At 34.8% G+C, this 19,330-nt stretch carries 17 protein-coding genes; 1 reads left to right on the forward strand and 16 read right to left on the reverse strand.

What is annotated here, in order from left to right; translation table 11 throughout:
* Nucleotides 1-16 precede the first annotated feature (16 nt).
* The 10 genes from rimP to F5ESL0261_RS05890 form a co-directional block, all read right to left on the reverse strand.
* A complete protein-coding gene (rimP, locus tag F5ESL0261_RS05845; protein WP_122052549.1) occupies nt 17-490 on the reverse strand; it encodes a ribosome maturation factor RimP in 474 nt (157 codons plus the stop codon).
* A gap of 105 nt (nt 491-595) precedes the next feature.
* Nucleotides 596-4,903 carry a PolC-type DNA polymerase III gene (locus tag F5ESL0261_RS05850; protein WP_122052550.1) on the reverse strand — a complete coding sequence of 1,436 codons (4,308 nt, stop codon included), beginning with the start codon at nt 4,901-4,903 and terminating at the stop codon, nt 596-598.
* A gap of 5 nt (nt 4,904-4,908) precedes the next feature.
* Nucleotides 4,909-6,609: a proline--tRNA ligase gene (locus F5ESL0261_RS05855; protein WP_122052551.1), complete on the reverse strand. Its 1,701-nt coding sequence runs from the start codon at nt 6,607-6,609 to the stop codon at nt 4,909-4,911.
* Nucleotides 6,610-6,634: 25 nt separating this feature from the next.
* Complete coding sequence (gene rseP / locus F5ESL0261_RS05860; protein ID WP_122052552.1) at nt 6,635-7,891, reverse strand: RIP metalloprotease RseP; 1,257 nt, start codon at nt 7,889-7,891, stop codon at nt 6,635-6,637.
* Nucleotides 7,892-7,901: 10 nt separating this feature from the next.
* Entirely contained in the window at nt 7,902-8,699 is a 798-nt protein-coding gene (locus F5ESL0261_RS05865) for a phosphatidate cytidylyltransferase (protein ID WP_122052553.1), read from the reverse strand.
* A gap of 8 nt (nt 8,700-8,707) precedes the next feature.
* The gene (locus tag F5ESL0261_RS05870; RefSeq protein ID WP_122052554.1) at nt 8,708-9,442 is read right to left on the reverse strand and encodes an isoprenyl transferase; all 735 of its coding nucleotides are present in this window, start codon (nt 9,440-9,442) and stop codon (nt 8,708-8,710) included.
* A 3-nt stretch (nt 9,443-9,445) separates the two neighbouring features.
* On the reverse strand, nt 9,446-10,003 hold the full coding sequence (gene frr / locus F5ESL0261_RS05875) for a ribosome recycling factor (protein ID WP_122052555.1): 558 nt from the start codon (nt 10,001-10,003) through the stop codon (nt 9,446-9,448).
* Complete coding sequence (pyrH, locus tag F5ESL0261_RS05880; protein WP_045928215.1) at nt 9,996-10,727, reverse strand: UMP kinase; 732 nt, start codon at nt 10,725-10,727, stop codon at nt 9,996-9,998. The genes frr and pyrH overlap by 8 nt, the downstream gene beginning before the upstream one ends.
* 164 nt (nt 10,728-10,891) lie before the next feature.
* Nucleotides 10,892-11,803: an ROK family protein gene (locus F5ESL0261_RS05885; RefSeq protein ID WP_122052556.1), complete on the reverse strand. Its 912-nt coding sequence runs from the start codon at nt 11,801-11,803 to the stop codon at nt 10,892-10,894.
* 406 nt (nt 11,804-12,209) lie between these two features.
* Nucleotides 12,210-13,661, reverse strand: a complete 1,452-nt coding sequence (locus F5ESL0261_RS05890; RefSeq protein WP_158595199.1) for an FAD-binding protein — start codon at nt 13,659-13,661, stop codon at nt 12,210-12,212.
* A gap of 223 nt (nt 13,662-13,884) precedes the next feature.
* On the opposite strand from F5ESL0261_RS05890, the gene F5ESL0261_RS05895 reads away from it, so the two are divergent.
* On the forward strand, nt 13,885-15,006 hold the full coding sequence (locus F5ESL0261_RS05895) for an acyltransferase family protein (protein WP_122052558.1): 1,122 nt from the start codon (nt 13,885-13,887) through the stop codon (nt 15,004-15,006).
* 57 nt (nt 15,007-15,063) lie between these two features.
* On the opposite strand, the gene F5ESL0261_RS05900 is transcribed toward F5ESL0261_RS05895, so the two are convergent.
* The 6 genes from F5ESL0261_RS05900 to rpsB all read right to left on the reverse strand — a co-directional run bounded on the left by F5ESL0261_RS05900 (nt 15,064) and on the right by rpsB (nt 19,220).
* Complete coding sequence (locus F5ESL0261_RS05900) at nt 15,064-15,690, reverse strand: hypothetical protein (protein WP_046332236.1); 627 nt, start codon at nt 15,688-15,690, stop codon at nt 15,064-15,066.
* Between the two features lie 101 nt (nt 15,691-15,791).
* On the reverse strand, nt 15,792-15,974 hold the full coding sequence (locus tag F5ESL0261_RS05905; RefSeq protein ID WP_046332237.1) for a hypothetical protein: 183 nt from the start codon (nt 15,972-15,974) through the stop codon (nt 15,792-15,794).
* Between the two features lie 272 nt (nt 15,975-16,246).
* Nucleotides 16,247-16,462, reverse strand: coding sequence for a DUF3883 domain-containing protein (locus F5ESL0261_RS05910; protein WP_122052559.1), 216 nt, complete (start codon nt 16,460-16,462; stop codon nt 16,247-16,249).
* Between the two features lie 138 nt (nt 16,463-16,600).
* Entirely contained in the window at nt 16,601-17,338 is a 738-nt protein-coding gene (locus F5ESL0261_RS05915) for a hypothetical protein (RefSeq protein WP_122052560.1), read from the reverse strand.
* 163 nt (nt 17,339-17,501) lie between these two features.
* On the reverse strand, nt 17,502-18,377 hold the full coding sequence (gene tsf / locus F5ESL0261_RS05920; protein ID WP_034981620.1) for a translation elongation factor Ts: 876 nt from the start codon (nt 18,375-18,377) through the stop codon (nt 17,502-17,504).
* A 39-nt stretch (nt 18,378-18,416) separates the two neighbouring features.
* A complete protein-coding gene (gene rpsB, locus F5ESL0261_RS05925; RefSeq protein WP_109586409.1) occupies nt 18,417-19,220 on the reverse strand; it encodes a 30S ribosomal protein S2 in 804 nt (267 codons plus the stop codon).
* Nucleotides 19,221-19,330: the final 110 nt, after the last annotated feature.

Here is a 19,330-nt window from a genome sequence, read left to right on the forward strand (position 1 = left end):
ATTTTAATCAACCTTTCTAAAACTCAATTGCGAAACGAATGCTTGCAATTGTTTTACGGGGAAGTGATAAAACTTTCTTTTTAGTTTTTACCTTTATTTCAAGTTCGATTTCGCTATCATTATAAGATTTTAAAGTTCCCTCATATTCTTTTCCACCTTCAACTTTCTGGTATAACTTCACATGCACATATTCATTTAAAGCTTTTTGCCAGTCAGTCTCATTTCTGATTGGCCTTTCGATACCAGGAGAGGAAACCTCTAAAATATAAGGGTCAGGGAACGGATCGGGTTGTATCTGATCAAGCTTTGCAGATAATAATTCACTTAACCCTGCAATTTCATCCATATCAATACCATTTTTTCGATCAACATATATTCTTAAATAGTTTTGACCCTTTTCTTTAACGTATTCTATATCAACAAACTCATCATTGCGTTCTGCAATAATTGGTTTAATTTCTTTAAGAACAGAATCTTTAACTTTCGCCAAGTACTTTCCTCCGTAATAAAAAGAGTGAGCACAAGCGCTCACTCCGAATTATTTATTCGAACTTCTTTAAAAAGTATATCACATTTATATTAATACTGCAAAAGTTTAAAAGAGTGAAAGTTGATTCTGCTCCGGCATTCCATTTAGAACTTCATTATTCTCTAAATAATCCATAATTGACTGGGATACTTTTCCACGGTTTGCCAAGTCTTCTTTTGACAAAAATTTCTGCTCAGTTCTTGCAGCAACAATTTGTTTGGCTGCATTATTTCCCAGACCAGGAACTGCATTAAACGGTGCTAAAATTGTATGCTGATCAATAATTTTAAAATTAGTGGCCTCAGACTGATTAATATCAACCATTTTTATTTTAATACCACGCTCCAAACACTCATTGGCAATTTCTAAGACTGTAAGAAGACTCTTATCCTTGGCAGACGCATCATTTCCTTGATTTTGAATATCAGCCATCGCCTTTTTTACCGTGTTTTTACCATGACTCATAGCTACTAAATCAAATAAATCAGCACGTACTGAGAAATAGGCAGTGTAGTAAATTTCAGGATAGTAAACTTTAAACCAGGCAATTCTTAAAGCCATTAATATATAAGCCGTCGCATGAGCTTTCGGAAACATATACTTGATTTTGAGACAAGACGGAATATACCAGTCAGGAATTTTATCATTTTTCTGTAGAACTGCCATATCATCATCACTTATTCCCCGACCATGACGAACTGATTCCATAGTTGAAAACGCTACTTCAGGTTTAACTCCCCAGTGAATCAAGTCCATCATGATGTTGTCTCTACAACCAATAACATCTTTCAGTTTGCAAGTGCCGTTATTAACAAGCTCTTCAGCGTTTCCTAACCAGACATCAGTACCGTGGGATAAGCCAGAAATTTGCAGTAACTCGGAAAATGTAGTCGGCTTTGTTTCTTCTAACATCCCTCGTACAAATTTTGTACCAAATTCGGGTACTCCTAAAGTACCAGTTTCTGATTGAATTTGCTCGGGTGTTACACCTAAAATTTTAGGACTTGAAAAAAGCGACATTACTCCTGGATCATCGGGTGGAATTGTTAAAGGATCAACACCAGAAAGGTCTTGCAACATTCTAATCATAGTTGGATCATCGTGACCTAGAATATCAAATTTCAAGATATTATCATGAATGGAATGAAAATCAAAATGAGTTGTCAACCACGCAGCATTGACATCATCTGCAGGATATTGTACGGGTGTGAAGTCATAGATATCCATATCATCGGGAACGACAACAATACCTGCAGGATGCTGACCGGTAGTCCTTTTAACTCCACTGACACCAGCTGCTAAACGATCAAGTTCAGCATTACGCAGATTCAATTCTTTTTCTTCATCATAGTGTTTAGCATAACCGTAAGCTGTCTTATCAGCAACAGTGGCAATTGTACCTGCTCGATAAGAATTATCGGGACCAAACATTACTCGAATAAAGTTATGAGCTACCGGCTGATAGTCACCCGAGAAATTCAAATCGATATCAGGAACTTTGTCACCGTGAAATCCCAAAAACGTTGCAAAAGGAATATCTTGCCCATCCTTAACCAGTTCAGCTCCACACTTAGGACATTTTTTATCTGGCAAGTCATATCCAGACCCATATTCACCGTTTTCGAAAAATTTCGAATACTTACATTTTGGGCAACGATAATGGGGTGCCAATGGATTGACTTCGGTTATACCGGACATTGTAGCGACCAGACTTGAACCAACAGAACCACGTGAACCAACTAAATAGCCGTCCTTATTTGACTTAGCCACTAATCTTTGCGAAATCAAATAAATAACCGCATAACCGTTGGAAATGATTGAATTGAGTTCCATATCAAGTCTATCTTGAACAATCTTTGGCAACGGATCCCCATATAACTCATGTGCTTTGTCAAAAGTCAAACGCTTCATTTCTTCATCAGCATTATCAATGTGAGGTGGATAAAGTCCATCTTTAATAGGCGAAATTTCTTCAATTGATTCAGCAATTTTATTAGGATTTGTAATTACTATTTCTTTAGCAATATCTGCACCTAAAAAACTAAAGGCATCTAGCATTTCCTGAGTAGTGTAAAAATGCATGTCAGGCTGTTTTTTGTTCCTGTCAGGATTGCTGCGTTGGGCCGAAATCAAAATAGTACGATATATAGCATCATGTTCTTCCAGATAATGTGCATCTCCTGTGGCAACTACTGGTTTATTTAATTCCTTACCCAATTTGTAAATATTTGTCAGAATTTCTTCAAGTTCTTTTTCATCAGCAATCAAATGATCTTCAATCATAATTGAATAATTTGCTGGTGGCTGAATTTCGAGGTAATCATAAAAGCGTGCCTTCTTACGAGCTTCGTCATAACCTTTTTGCATCATTGCGACAAAAACATCGCCTTCAGAGCATCCAGAACCATATAGCAAGCCTTCATGGTTCTTAACCAAATCTGATTTGGGAGTACGTGGGATCCGATAAAAATCTTTGGTACTTGCAATAGAAACTAGTCTGTACATGTTTTTAAGGCCAGCCTGATTTTTAGCTAGGATAGTCATATGTTGTGGTCGTGCTCTCTTAAACACTTGACCCTGAGCAGCATAATCGTTCATTTTACCTAAATTATCTTCGTGATACTTTTTAGTAAAGGCATCCAAGAGCTTAAACATTAAATAGCCTGTTGCCTCAGCATCTTGGTTAGCCCTATGGTGATGCTCGAGGACAACATTATATTTTTTGGCCAGAGAATCTAGGGTATGTCTGGTTTGTTCTGGATGAAGCAACCGTGATACTTCTAGCGTATCAACTACCGGCTGGGTAATTTCATCTAATTTTGCTCTTCTCAATGCTGCGTTGACAAAACCAACATCAAACTGAACATTATGACCACAAAGGGGACGGTCACCATAAAAATCCTGAAATTGCTTGATAACCACAGCCTCATCATCAGCTGCTCCTACCATTTCATCAGTAATTGAAGTCAAATTAATTGTCTGTTCACTTAACGGATGATGGGGATTAATAAATTTATCAAACCTCTCCAAAACTTCCCCATTTTTCATCTTCACAGCACCGATTTCAATAATGGTATCGTAAACGGATGATAACCCTGTCGTTTCAACGTCAAAAATAACAAATTCACGATCCTTATATGTCATTGAAGCTGGATTAAGAACCAGTAAAGCATGATCATCAATCATATTTGCTTCTAAACCGTAAATTATTTTGACGCCATTCTTTTTACCTGCGTTATATGCTTCAGGGAAGGCTTGAACATCAGCATGGTCTGTAATAGCTATTGCTTTTTGACCAAATTTCTTAGCAGCCATGACAAAGTCAGTTGCGGTATTTGTAGCATCCAGCTGACTCATATTTGTATGTAAATGTAGCTCGACCCTTTTTTCATCACCCTGATATTTTTCAGTTCTGCCAACATGCTCTACAATTTCAAAACAAGAAATATTAAAAACAGTGTCATGACTCCACTGGTCTTCAGCTACTGATCCTTGCATTTTAGCCCAAGTTCCCGGGTTGATTTTTGTCATATTTTCAATTTGCTCTTTATCGGAAACAAACTTTTTAAATGAAATTGAATCAGTATAGTCAGTTATTTCACCTGTAAATATAATTGAACCATTTTTTAATTCTCTACTCGAAATATTAAAAATATTACCTTCTATTACAATATTTCTACTTCCATCAATTACTTCCTTAATTTGAGTTACAGGTAAATTATCATCCAATTTGCGATTGCCATAACGAGTCTTTTTTGTGGGATAGGTTGCTGGTTTTGGCTTTTCTTGTGCTGGAGCCGAATCATATTCTTCCTGCATATTTTGTTCATGTTGCTCTTGCAACTCCTGAAGACTGGCTAAATTATTTTTGGAATTTTCATCATCAATTTCAGTTACAAACTTCAAGTTAAAGAAACCAAAATTTCTCATTTCTTCCGCAAGTTCATCAAGCATTTTTTGCTCGAGCAGTCCATCAACCACTAAATTATCAACCGGAATAATCCAGCGGCCATTTTCTTTTTTAGGCTTATGACTAGAAATAAATTCTCGTGCCACTGGTTGCAAAGCCTGAGAATTTTGCACCGCGAACTGCCAATAGTCAGTTAAATAATCATCTGCTCCATCCTTAGAGCGAACATACAAATGAATATTGACGAAAGAGGAAAAACTAGCAGTTATAGCCTTATTTAAAGCATTAAAAGTTTCAAATTTTAAGGGTGTAGTAAAAAGAACATGGATATCCCACCTGTGTTCTTTAGCGTAAACATCCACGTTCTCAATTTCGCCCTTTTGCAACAAATCATTATCTGCAAATTCTTGCGGAAACTTGATTTGCTCCAATAACCTTAAAAATAGTTTATTTTTATCAGTCACGAAAATTATCCTAACTCTTTATTAATAAAATCGTCTAACTCGGACACTGTCATTTCAGTTGCTTTTTCATCAGTAGGCCGTTTAACTTCGACTACTCCTTCACTGGCTTTTTTACCAACTGTTACTCGCACTGGAGCTCCCAGCAAGTCAGCATCAGCAAATTTAACTCCTGCCCGTTCATTACGATTATCATACAATACATCATACTTAGCACTGTACTTTTCTTCAAGTTTTTGAGCCAAAGTCGTTTGACCTTGATCTTTCATTTTCATTTGAACAATGTGCAGGCTAAATGGTGCAATTTCTTTAGGCCACGCCACGCCATTTTTAGTCAAATGCTGTTCAATCACAGCAGATAAAACTCTCGTGACACCAATACCATATGAACCCATTATAACAGGTTGAGCTTTACCATTTTTATCGAGGAAGTTTGCACCCATAGTTTTTGTATAATAAGTTCCCAGTTTAAAAATGTGTCCTACCTCAATAGTAGTTGTGAATTTTAATGGCAAGTGATCAACTGGATCTGGTTCACCTTCATTAGCAACACGAATGTCACCGAATATGTCTGGAGTAAAATCACGGTTTAAATTCACATTTTTAATTTGGCAACCAGATTTGTTTGCGCCTACAACAACATTATAAAGATTTTTAACAGTATTATCTGCTACTACTTTATCAGCCCAATCAGCATTAACTGGACCAACGCTACCTTTGCCAACGTCGGTTATGTTTGCCAATTCTTCATCAGTAGCGATTCTTATTGAGTCAACATCAAGTAAATGTTTTAATTTTACTTCATTGACTTCTTTATCACCACGGATTAAGACTAGGATATTTTCTTTTTCATTAGCAACGTAAAGCACACTCTTAATAATTCTAGTTGCCGGAATATTTAAAAATTTAACTAAGTCTGAGATACTCTCTTGACCGGGTGTAGCTACTTCTTCAACTTGTTTTAACGGTTCCTCTTCCTGCTTGAACGTATCAATACTGCAAGCCATTTCTAGATTAGCTGAATATGTTCCTGTTTCATTCGTAGCAATGGTATCTTCACCAATGGCAGCTGGAGCTTGAAATTCAGTTGAATTTTTGCCACCCATAGTTCCTGAATCAGCAATAACCGGAGTAACTTTTAAGCCACAACGGTGATATGCAGCTGTAAAAGCCTTTTTCTCATCCTCAAATTGTTGATCAAGCTGTTCTTTAGTAGCCGCAAAGCTGTAAGCATCAAGCATGATAAATTCACGTGATCTCAATAAACCGAAACGAGGCCTGTTTTCATCTCTAAACTTTGATTGAATTTGGAAAAGAGCTATCGGCATTTGTTTATAACTTTTTAAATCTTTTGCGACAATATCAGTAAATGTTTCCTCATGAGTTGGTCCTAGCAGACTTTGACGACCGTGTCTGTCTTTAAGTTTAAACATTTCCGGACCATATTTTTGCCATCTGCCTGATTCTTCCCATAAAGTTGCTGGTAAAAGATCCGGCATTGCCATTTCTGGCACGTTGATTTTTGCCATTTCTTCACGCATTATCTGTTCAGCTTTACTTAGAACACGGTACCCTAAAGGCAAATATGCATAAACGCCTGCCGTAACCTGACGAACATATCCGCCTCGCAGCATCAGTTTATGACTTTCAGCTACAGCATCAGCTGGTGCTTCCTTTAAAGTCGGCATAAATAATTTAGATTGTCGCATTTAAACTCTCTCCCAAATTTATATTTTATTTAATAAAGTAACGGTAAATATCGTTTCCCGTTACAGCAATAATTAACACTAACAGTAAGCCGAAACCTATCAATTCCACCATGGCTTCATGATTTTCAGAAATTGGTTTACCACGAACTATTTCAATAAGGTTAAGCAAAAACTTACCACCATCAAGACCAGGTATAGGAATTAGATTCACTATTCCCAAGTTAATTGAAATCATGGCTAAAAAGGCCAAGATATAGGTAAAACCCATTTGCGAAACCTGTGATGTCTGAGAATAAATGCCCACAGGCCCGGAAAGTTTATTTAAACTAAAATGACGGAATAAGCCACCAACTGCATTGAAAATCATTCCAGTAGTAGAAACAGCTGTATTCCAACCACGTTTAAATTTAGCACCTAGGCTCTCATCACTTTTTGCTCTAATTCCGATTTGGTATACTTTTTGGCCTTGAACTTTAACAACTTTCGGTTGAACGCTTACCACTTTTTTTTGCTTATTTTTGATAACAGAAATATTAATTTTTTTACTTTTATTCTGAGATATTTCTTCCGAAATTTGTTCGAAGGACGTTATTTTGTGACCATTAAGAGCCACAATTTTTGAATCCGGTTCAATTTTTGCAACAGAAGCTGGTGAATTAGGTGTTACTTCAGCTATTTCTGTAGTTGCAGGCCCTGGAACAGTAAATGTCCAAATTAAAAAAACGACAAAACCTAGAATTATATTCATTAATGGTCCAGCAATATTGGTAGCTAGTTTCTGCCACACATTGGCTTCTTGAAACTGTGTATCACGTGGTGCAATAATTAACTCAGTTTTTGAACGATCAATAACCGTTGCATCATGATTGACTTTGTATGTAACTAATCGATCTTCTTCACCATTTTCATATCCAGAAATAAAAAGTTTATCTACCAAATCAAATGCCGTTACTTGTAATGGTATTCCTTCAATCGGTAAATCTGATTCAGAGGCATCAATTTTTACAACTTCTTTCTGTTGATTAAGCTGCAAAACTACTCTCATCCCTGCTGCTAAATCAGTTTCGTCATCTTTACTTGCTAAACGGACATATCCGCCTAGCGGGAGCCACCTAATCGTATAAGTAGTTGGATTGCGTCTAACTTGGAAAAGCTTTGGTCCCATACCTATAGAAAATTCACGCACTAAAATGCCGCACTTTTTAGCAACAATAAAGTGCCCGAATTCATGGACAAAAACTAATATTCCAAATACTACTAAAAAGATAAGTATACCTTTCACAAAAATCCCCCTAGTGTATGATTCCCATCAAAGCAGCAAAAACAGGTAAAACAAAGAGCATGCTGTCAAAACGATCTAAGATTCCACCATGACCAGGCAATATCTTGCCTGAGTCTTTAACACCATAGTATCTCTTATATGCTGATTCAACCAAATCTCCCATTTGTCCTACAATTGATAATACAAGGGCAAAAATAATCATTTCAACTTGTGAATGGTTCAGATTAACAAAGTAAACATAAATTGCGGCACAAATTACAGCACAAATTGTGCCACCAATTGAGCCTTCCCATGTTTTATTAGGACTAATTACAGGCCACAACTTATGTTTACCAATTTTACGCCCGATCATGTAGGCTCCTGTATCTGTCAGCCAGACTACAACAAAAACGTAGCAAAGCAGTGCAAGACCATTGTTTGCGTTTCTAATACTTGCCATGTAATGAAAGCCGGTTCCCACATATAATGATCCTAATGTATAAACCGCTACATCATCAAAAGTAGTTTTATTTTTAGTTAAAACTGTCCAAGTTAGCATTAACATTATCAAAGCAAAATAAATGCCGTATTTTGTCCAATGAAATGGCATTGACTTGAGAAAACTATCAGGAACTGCCCAAATAATGGTGGCCAATAAAGCCAGTAGAAAGTTTACTGAAACCAATATTTGTTTTTTCATTAAAAAGAATTCACTGATACCAACGGCCGCAAACAAAACGGTGAGCCAATCCATCCAAAGTCCGCCAGCTATAACGATAGGAATAAATAAAATTAAAGCAATAACTGCTGTGATTACACGTTGTTTCATATATTTACCTAACTATCCGATTCATCGACTTTACCGAAACGTCGATGACGATTTTGAAAATCAATAACAAATTTTTCTAGATCTTCTCTAGTAAAATCAGGCCAGTTTTTCTCACTAAAAGCAAGTTCTGAATATGCTAATTGCCATAACATGAAATTAGAAATCCTTTGCTCACCAGAAGTTCTGATTAATAAATCTGGATCACTGTATTTACCAAAGCTTGCAGTCATCAATCTCTGCGAAATCATTTTTTCAGAAATTTCATCACTTGTAATACTACCCGTTTCAACAAGAGTTGCAATTTCCTTTACTGCTGTAGTAATTTCTCTTCGTGAACCATAATTAAAAGCAAAGTTCAAAATCAAACCACTGTTATGAGCAGTTTCAGCCATTGCTCTCTGAACTACATCATAGGTTTTTGAAGGCAATTCATTTAAGTAGCCCATAATGTTTACTTTGACATTTTCTTTCATTAAGGTTGGCATAAACTTATCAAAAAAGCGTACTGGCAAGTTCATTAGATATGCTACTTCTTCTTTAGGTCTACCCCAGTTTTCAGTAGAAAACGCGTATAAGGATAAAACTTTGATGCCTAATTGGTTGGCTGCCAATGTTATTCTTTCTACGTTATTCATACCTTCGTAATGACCTGCAATTCGTGGTTTGCCTTGCTTTGTTGCCCAACGACCATTACCATCCATAATGATAGCTAAATGGTTTAACTGATTTTTTTTATCTGCCATTTATTAGCCCTGGGTAATCTCTTTACGTTTTTCTTCTGCAATTTGGTCAATCTGCTTTGTTGCATCGTCAGTAACTTTTTGCACTTTCTTTTCCAAATTGCGCTGTTCATCTTCGGTAATTTCATCATCTTTTTGCTGCTTTTTAAGACTATTCATAGTTTCACGACGAACATTTCTGATTGCTATTTTACTTTCTTCGGCCATTTTATTGACCTCTTTAGCAATTTCTTGACGCCTTTCACCTGTTAATTGCGGAATAACAAGTCGAATGACTTTTCCATCATTTGCTGGCGTTAAACCCAAATTTGAAGCTAAGAGTGCATGCTCAATATCATCGAGACTGTTCTGATCATAAGGTGTAATTAATAACACGCGTGGCTCAGGAATAGTAACACTAGACATTTGCGTTAATGGAGTAGGAGCACCATAATAGTCCACTTTTATTCCATCAAGTAAAGCTGCGTTAGCAACGCCAGCACGAATAGAGCTCAAGTTTTTTTCAAAAACAGTAATTGATTTCTTCATATTATCTTGAGCTTTTTTGATTGCTTCATTATTCATTGTTTTTTCCTCCGATTACTGTTCCAATATTCTCACCCAATACCACTTTTTTAATATTGCCTTCAGTATTAACATTGAATACGATTAGAGGAATGTTGGTATCCATTGAAAGTGAGCTTGCTGTTCTGTCCATGACTTTTAAGTTTTTAGAAATAATATCTAGTTGTGAAAGTTCACTGTATTTTTTGGCATGCGGATCAACTTTTGGATCAGCGGAGTAAACTCCGTCAACTCCATTTTTAGCCATTAGGATCACGTCAGCACCTATTTCTGCAGCTCTTAAGGCAGCAGTTGTGTCAGTTGAGAAATAAGGATTACCAGTGCCACCACCCATAATAACTACGCGTCCTTTTTCCATATGGTGAATAGCTTTTCTCCTAATATATGGTTCTGCTATTTGCCGCATTTCAATTGATGTTTGCAATCTAGTTGGTACACCTACATGTTCCAAGCCATCTTGAAGAGCTAAACCATTCATTATGGTAGCAAGCATTCCCATATAATCAGCTTGTGAGCGTTCCATCCCTAGTTTTGCGCCAGTTTCCCCGCGCCACATATTACCGCCACCACAGACGATACCAATGTCAACTCCCAAATCGTGAACAGATTTAATCTCTTTTGCTAAATGACTAATAACTGTAGGATTTATACCAGTTCCTTCATCACCAGCCAAAGCTTCACCAGAAATTTTCAAAACTATTCGCTTATACTTAACTTTAGTCATGACAACCTCCTCTATTAACTTTAGTTATTCTACCATATAAAAAGGGCAAATGTGGACTTAGAAATAAAAGAGTGGAATTTCTTAAAAAAATTCTTTGAGCTAAAAAGTAACGGGGGAAAACAAAAAATCTCAAAGTTATCTACTTCGAGATTTTCAAAATATAATTAATATTTATTTTCTCTATTAATTTGAAGTAATAAATTATATAGCGATCCGTATAAATTCGAATCATTTCTAAAGTGAGCAGAAATAATTGCCGGTTTAGTCAAAGTATCACCAATAATCGAGTTATAATCATTAACCAGCTTATCATAAGCTTTATTGATACCACTGATTAAAATCGGTTGCGCACTTATGCCGCCACCGACAGCTATTTTATCTAAATCTACTACTGTTTGAATATTAAGAATTAAAGTTGCTACTTTTAAACAATAGTCATTAAAAATTCTAACGGCTTCTTTTTTACCGGACTTAATGGCATCAAAAGCATATAATCCGTCATTTTCATTTTGATGATTAATTTTACGATTAATTGCTTTAACAAAATTCACGCCTGAACCATTACTACCAACGGCACCTGCCATATTTTTAGGGCGGGATAAATTACTAATCATAAAACTTAATTCACCTGCTTGATAATGTGAGCCTCGCAATAAATGACTGTTAATTATAATACCGCCGCCAACGCCGGTTCCGAGCGTAATTGCAGCACAATTCGACTCACCCTTTAAACTGCCTAGCCAATTTTCTGCTAAAACGCTGGCCTTGCCATCATTTATTACCGCTACCGGAATCCTATACTTTTTACCATAAATTTCGGCAAAATCAATTCCGTCCAAAAAAGGTAATGAACCGCCAAATCTAATTTTTGTGTTTTCAATTTTTCCGGGAGAACAAAATGCTAAACCTTTAATATCTGAAATATAATATTTTACAATTTGATCTATTTTTTTCAAAAACTCAGTTTTATTTTTAACAGTAGCAATTTTGTCTTTTTCGATTATATTTCCAGCATAATCCAATTTTGCAAATTTAATTTCAGTTCCGCCAATATCAATGCTTAAATAATTTTTCATTACACTCTTTCATAAAATCACAATAATTACTGCAAACAACCTTATTACATTATCTCAAATATTCACCTTAAACAACTATTTGACATTCAAAATAAAATCAGCCAATAGTTTTATTTCTAGGTCAATGGCACATTCAAATAAACAAAAGCCTGGAAAAGATTTTGCCACTGTAAATCATCTTCAGGCTCTTGACATATGTATTTTACTAATAGCAATAACGTCAACAATAATGAAAAAAGTTTAAATAGCAGGAACGGTAGAGTTATTGTTTAAAAAAGCTAAATAAAAACTAAGAGATCAGCGTTAAATAGATATTAATACTTGCTATTAGTGAAGTGCACCTAAAAAGTTAAACATAAATCTGACCATTATAGAACTCTTAATTAGTCTTTTTAAAAGTGATTTTCTAATGAGTTAACATTGCAATATTATCGACAGCTGTTCTACCTGAATAAATACAATACCCTGCTTCAGAACCAGGAACATTTACACCATAGGTATCACCCACAAGAACAGCTGAGGCATCAGATCCAACGGCATATAATCCAGATATTTGTCTACCATTTTCATCTAAGACTTCATTTTTGCGGTTTACTCTCAAACCACCCATTGTACAATAAGCTCCTACACCCAATTCAAAAGCATAAAAAGGACCTTTTTGGATGGTCTTAAGGTAGTTTGCTGGTTTTTCAAAATCTTCATCTTTTTTTATAAGTGCTAACTGATTATATCGCTTAACTGTTTCTGCTAGTTGAGGCAGGTGCAGTTTTTCAGCCAACTCAGCAATAGAATCAGCTTTAGTCAAAAACGACATGCGCTTTTCCTCAGCTTCAGAAATCATGCTTTTCAACTTATCCAGTCTAGTACGATCTGAAAGTGGTTTTAAACTCCTAGGCAAATTTTTATCAGCAAACTCATCCAGGATATCTTGATCAAATATTGCATATACCTTTTCTTGTCTGATAATAGCATTTCCAGCATGCGCCCATATTCTAAAAACACTTTCGTCAACGAATCTCTGCCCAACTTCATTAACCCAAAGCGGAGCCATTTCACAACTTGCAATACCAATATCTGTTTTCCAAAATTGATATGAGGGAATAGTATCTTCTTTTATTTGTCCTCCAAACATCATTGCCATTCCCATTCCAAATTTTTTAGCGCCAGCATTCCATGCTAATTGAAGTCCTGAACCATCACTTTTTCCAGAATTCATAGGAATAATGCGATTTGCATTAGAATTAAAATACTTTAAAAGCATTTTTCTGTTATTTAAGTAACCGCCAGTAGCCAATATTACCGCTTTAGTCTTAATTTCCTTTTGTTTTTTGGTTGCAAAATCTTCAATAATTACTCCAGTAATATTTCCAGTGCTATTTTGTAGAAGATTAACTGCTGCAGCTGAAGTGAGAAATTCTACACCATTTTTCTCAGAATATGGCTGCAGTGCATCATGAATTGCGTGATTACCCAAGCCTTTAAACATATGCCAGGTATTAAGTCCTGCACCGAGTGTTGCTACACCATCGAATTTAACTCCAATATTATTTAACCATTCAACATTTTTAGCAGACTGCGCAATATAGTCTTTCCATATCATTGTATCTGCCTCAAAATGGGAAAATTGTTGTTCGTCATGCAAAATTTCTTTTTCAGACAGATTGATTCCTTGCTGTTGTTGCATCTTACTATTTACAGCAAATATCCCTTCCACGTAATTGCCTGATCCACCAGTAGTTCGACCTTTCTCAACTACTAATGTGGTTAAACCTTTTTCACCAGAGGCAGCTGCAGCTGCTTGACCAGATAATCCTGCACCAATTACTACTAAGTCATAGTCATTTCTTTTTGATAACATCATGTCTCCTTATTAAAGTAAAAATAAATACTATACGTATGTATGAAAACTCTCTCCATCTATAATATAACTAAAATAATAAATTCAAAAATTTATTTTAGTTCTTATTGTAAAAAACTTCATCGTCTGATTGATATCCTTTTTTGAGTTTATAATAGAAAATATTAGTATCTCAAAATTTTAAAAAATATAAGCTAAAAGAAAGTGAATTTTCAAACTAAAAATGAAAAAGTATTCATATGTATCATTCAAAATTGCAGACATAGGAGACTATTTAAAAGTATTCGCATGCACTGCTGTTATGGCGCAGCCAATAATGTCCTTAATTATGGGAGTGCGACAACCATTTAATATCCAAGATATTTTTGGTATCATATATAACTTATTCAAATACACTGCACCAGCATTTATTTTTGGCATTTTATATACAACAATTCGTACTAACGATATAGCAGGGGATTTTTCATATCAAAAACACTTGCGAGCAAACTGGTCAAATTTGTTTGTTCCCACAATCTGGTGGACTTTGATCTACTTATTGGGATTGCCCTGGCTTCAACAGATAAACAGATTTAATAATTTTAGTTCCTTTTGCTGGCAATTTGTTAATGGTAACGCTGCTCCTCACCTGTGGTATAACACAATGATGTTGCAATTTATAATTTTAATGCCTATTTTCTGGGCTATTAGCCGCTATGTTGGTAACAATGTTAAACGTGGTTTACTAGTTGCCGCTATTACTTTTGTTTTATATTTTGCATGGCTCTGGTTTTATGACTTTTACGTTTTTCATGGTCCACAAGAAAAGAACTGGTATCTGCTAGATCGTATTTTTATTTCTTTCTTTATTTATGGTGTCTATGGTGTATTGGCCTGGCAATTTAGGGACTATGTCAATACGTTTCTATATAAGTTTTGGTGGCTGATCTTAGTTTGTTTTGTTGCATGCTTTTTATGGACTAATTTCGAATTTCACGGATTTGGTCATCCGGTTCTTTTTGCAAATGCCCCATATTATAAGCCGTCTATGACATTTTACTGTTTAGCCGTTATAGCTTTAGTAGCTGCATTATGTTTATTTAATATTAGACACAACTCTAAAACTTGCTTGAAAGTCTTTCACTTTTTAGCAACTTATGCCTATCGAGCATATTTATCAAATGTATTTTGGAATCAACTGATTTGGCAAGGACTAAACATGAATCATCATGCTATTTATCATCCATTCCTTACTTTTTTTGGCACATGGATCCTGACGTGGATACTTTCTTTCACTTCAGCATACGATCTTCATATTTGGTGGTCAAAAGCGAAAAAGTTCTTAAGTATGCTTAGTCTAAAATAACAAATATTTTCAAATAAAAAGCACTTTGACAATAATTAAAACAAAGTGCTTTATTTTTTACTTTTTTACTATAGAAGCAATGCCTGCCATAATATTTAAATATTGCTTTTCATTTTCTACAAAAGAGTCATTGTTAACAATAATATCTGCTATATCCTTTACTTTAAGTGCTCCATGCTTGATTTTGAACTGATCCTTCTTTTTGGTTCGCTCAATTATTTGTTCAAAAGTAAAGTTTTTACCGTTATCAATTGTTTGCTTTTTGTATTCTCTTTGAGCGCGAACTTCAAGAGGCGCTTCAATGTAAATGTTCATCATTTTAGAACCTAGTTCTTTTTTAAGGTAGACACCTAATTCTGAACGGTATAAGCTTTCAATTGATGCATAATGAATATTTTCATCTTGCATTTTACCTATTAAACGGTATAAGAACTCTTTAAACACCTTTTCAGTGTCTTTAGCATAAAGATTGGTGAAATCTTGTTCTGATGGATGTCCAGTGAACTGATAATTGCGTTCTATCATCATTTCTTTTTCTACTGCAATAATCTTCATTCGTTTGATACCAATGCTGTCAAAATAAATTCCAGCAGCTGATTTGCCGCTTTCACTTAATCCGCCTAAAGAAAACAAACCTTTGACAAAATTTTTACGATTTTCATAATCTTGCTCAGTAAATTCCATTTTCACGCCTCCATTAAAAACTAAAAAACTGCCCTGTAAATTAACAGTGCAGTTTTAAAGTATACACGGTGTGCTATTTTTTGCAAGCGATTTCATTAAAATTAGGTAATTTTCATCACAAATTCGGCTCCAGTTGGAGTAGCTATGAAAATAGCACCCACTATCAGTAGGAATCCTGCCACAAAAGCAATTTTCTTTGTTAACTTTGAAAGCTGACCAGCAAAACTAAAATAGATTAGAACCGCTCCAGATATCAAAGCCAAAATCATAACCCAGAAACCCATAAATACCTCCAATTTAATCAATCTAGTAATTGTTTATTTATATTAATTATAAATATAAGCCAAAATAATCATTAAAGGATTCAAAAAATTAAAAGTATAGTAAAATTTAACAAATTTTTCTAATCTTTAATCTTTACGTGAGTTAAGTAAAGAGTTGGTTGCAATTTGATCTTATCTTTTTTAAAGGGATCTTCTAACTTTTTTATGACTGGTTGCTTATCAACAGTAAAGTAAACTTGATTAATCCAATACTTTTTCAAAGTCTTTGCTTTTTACAGTTCATTTTGCGAAATAAAAAAGCTAAGTTCACCATTATCATTTTTTTGTTCTGTGGTTTTAACTTCAATATAACGTGGAGTCACATCGTCCTCGTAGGATAAAATATCATAACCTAATGAATTATCTACTTCAGATTGCAACTTTACTTTTAAATTTCCTAACTTTTTTAAATTCCTAACCTCGTAATTATATACAATTCTTTCTCCTATTTTACCGAGCTTAGAATTTTTCCCTCTTTAATTAAATAATTTATCTTGCTCTTATTAGATTTTAATCTTATTTTTTTGGATGGTTTAGCATATTTCGCAATTTGAACATATACTATCATTGGATTATCATATATTTTTTTACTCATATTTATTTGTTTTTGTTTGTTTTGGGGTTTCAAGAGTGAAATTATTATTTTTTTGTCTATTTGGTTTATCAGATGTGTTTAACTTTTTTACGTTTTTAAATAAATAGTAAAGATAGTTACCATATTCGATGTTAGTCCAGTTCTTAACAATCTTATTCGAATTTTTTATCTCAATTAACTTTTTTTGCATTTCATATATCGAGCTCTTTTTGAAATTAGATTCCGGATAAAACTGAAAAAGAAAGTATGAAAGTGGATTCTTAGAAAAAATGTTTAAATAATTATTTGGATAATAAACAGACAAAATTTTATATTTAAAAATGCTTGACAATGGAATTGAATCAATTTTTTCAATTGACTCTTTGCTATCGTCTGCACCCAATTTTATTATTTCAATAATTGCATTCTTTAATTCGCTGAACGATTCATTTATATTTTTTCTTGCCCAGGCTTTTGTTGTAATGTACTTCTTCTCTTCTTGACTATAATAAATACCGAATTTTTTTGAATTTGAACCTCTGATACTGCCCAATTGAGCTAAATTAAATTCAAGTTGATAGCAAAAGCTATTTTTATTTCCTTTACCAACAACAAAATCGTCTAAATTCATATCATTTTTAATATAACTTTGCGTATATTTATTAACGAAATCGTGTCTTAACCGATTAAGATTTCTGGAATCCCTATTAAATGAATCCAGCATGTAGTCAAACTCTGCCAGTTTCCTCATTATTGAAACCTCATTTCTTGTTAAAATTATTCTCTTTATCAAATGCAGAAAGTTTCTTACTTTAAGGTTATCACTTCTTATCAATGATTTCGCAAGATTTTAGCAAAAAAAGCCCTCACCTATACAGATAAGAGCTTTTAATTGAATAAATTAGAATATTTATCTATTTCATTTGTTCTTTTACTTCAGCAGCAAAGTCTTCTTGCTTCTTTTCAATACCTTCGCCAACTTCGTAGCGCTTGTAGCCGACAACTTCGCAACCTTCTGACTTAGCATATTCAGCAACAGTCATGTCACCATCTTTAACGTATGGTTGGTCTACTAAACAAATTTCACTGAGATACTTGTTTACTCTGCCCTCAACAATCTTAGGAATGATTTTAGCAGGCTTGCCTTCATTTTCAGTTTCCTTAGTGAAAACTTCTTTCTGACGATCAAAATCAGCCTTTGGTACTGAATCCTTGTTCAAGTATTCTGGATTAATTGCGGCAACGTGCATAGCAATGTTCTTAGCAGCTTCCTCACTGTTGCCTTTTAAGGTAACAACTGCAACAATTGCACCACCATTGTGCTTGTAAGCACCAAAGACTTCATCATCATTCTTAGTAATTAGATCAAATCGTCTTAAAGTGATTTTTTCACCAATGACAGCAGTAAGATTAGTAATTTCCTCGCCAATCGTGGAATCACCCATTGGTGATTTTAATGCTTCTTCAACGTTAGCAGGTTTAGCCGCTAAAATAGCCTTGGTCACATCATCAACTAATTTGATAAATTTATCATTAGATGAAACAAAATCTGTTTCAGAGTTAATCTCTACTACAACAGCATTATTTCCTTCAAAAGCATATTCGGCCAAACCTTCAGCAGCAATACGGCCGCTCTTCTTAGCAGCTTTAGCAACACCATTTTCTCTTAAAATGTCAATTGCCTTTTCAATATCACCATCAGCTTTAACCAAAGCCTTCTTGGAATCCATCATGCCGGCGCCAGTACGGTCACGTAATTCTTTTACTTGTTTAGCAGTAATGTTTGCCATTATTTTTCCTTCCAAATAAAAACTTATTAATATTTAAAACTAGTCTTCATCTGAGTCAGAAGTTTCTTCAGCTTCTACTGTTTTTTCTGCATCAGATTCAGTATCTGCTTGTTTTTCTTCTGCACCCTTAGCCATCTCTGCTTCAGCATTGTCATCATCTTGACCTTGCTTACCTTCAATAACAGCATCAGCCATTGCGCCGGAAATCAAACGAATAGCACGAATAGCGTCGTCGTTTGCAGGAATAACTACGTCAACTGGATCCGGATCAGTGTTAGTGTCGACCATAGCTACTACAGGAATTCCTAAAATATTAGCTTCATGAACAGCAATCTTTTCCTTTTTAGGATCGACTACGAATAAAACATCTGGAATTCTAGGCATATCTTCAATACCACCTAAGAATCTTTCCAATTTATCCTTTTCTTTAGTCAAAAGAGAAGCTTCCTTCTTTGGCAATACATCAAATGTGCCATCTTCTGACATTTTCTTTAAATCTTTTAATCTTTGTACTCGGCTCTGGATAGTCTTCCAGTTAGTCAATGTACCACCTAACCAACGTTGGTTAACGTAGTATTGACCAGCACGAGTAGCTTCTTCAGCAATTGAATCTTGAGCTTGTTTCTTAGTACCAACAAAAAGAATAACGCCACCATTTTGAGCAACAGCTCTTACGAATGCATAAGCATCATCTAACATTTTGATGGTTTTTTGCAAATCAATGATATAAATACCATTTCTTTGTGTAAAGATATAAGGAGCCATCTTTGGATCCCATCTTCTAGTTTGGTGACCAAAGTGGACACCGGCTTCAAGCAATTGTTTCATAGAAACTACTGACATATTAACTTCCTCCTATGGTTTTAATCCTCTCAAGCGGTCATTTCAGTATTTCACCATTTGTATGGCACCGAAATACTGATTGCTCTTGATGTTTTTTATACATATGCATA

It is taken from the genome of Lactobacillus sp. ESL0261 (assembly GCF_003693025.1).
Taxonomy (GTDB): Bacteria; Bacillota; Bacilli; order Lactobacillales; family Lactobacillaceae; genus Lactobacillus; species Lactobacillus kullabergensis.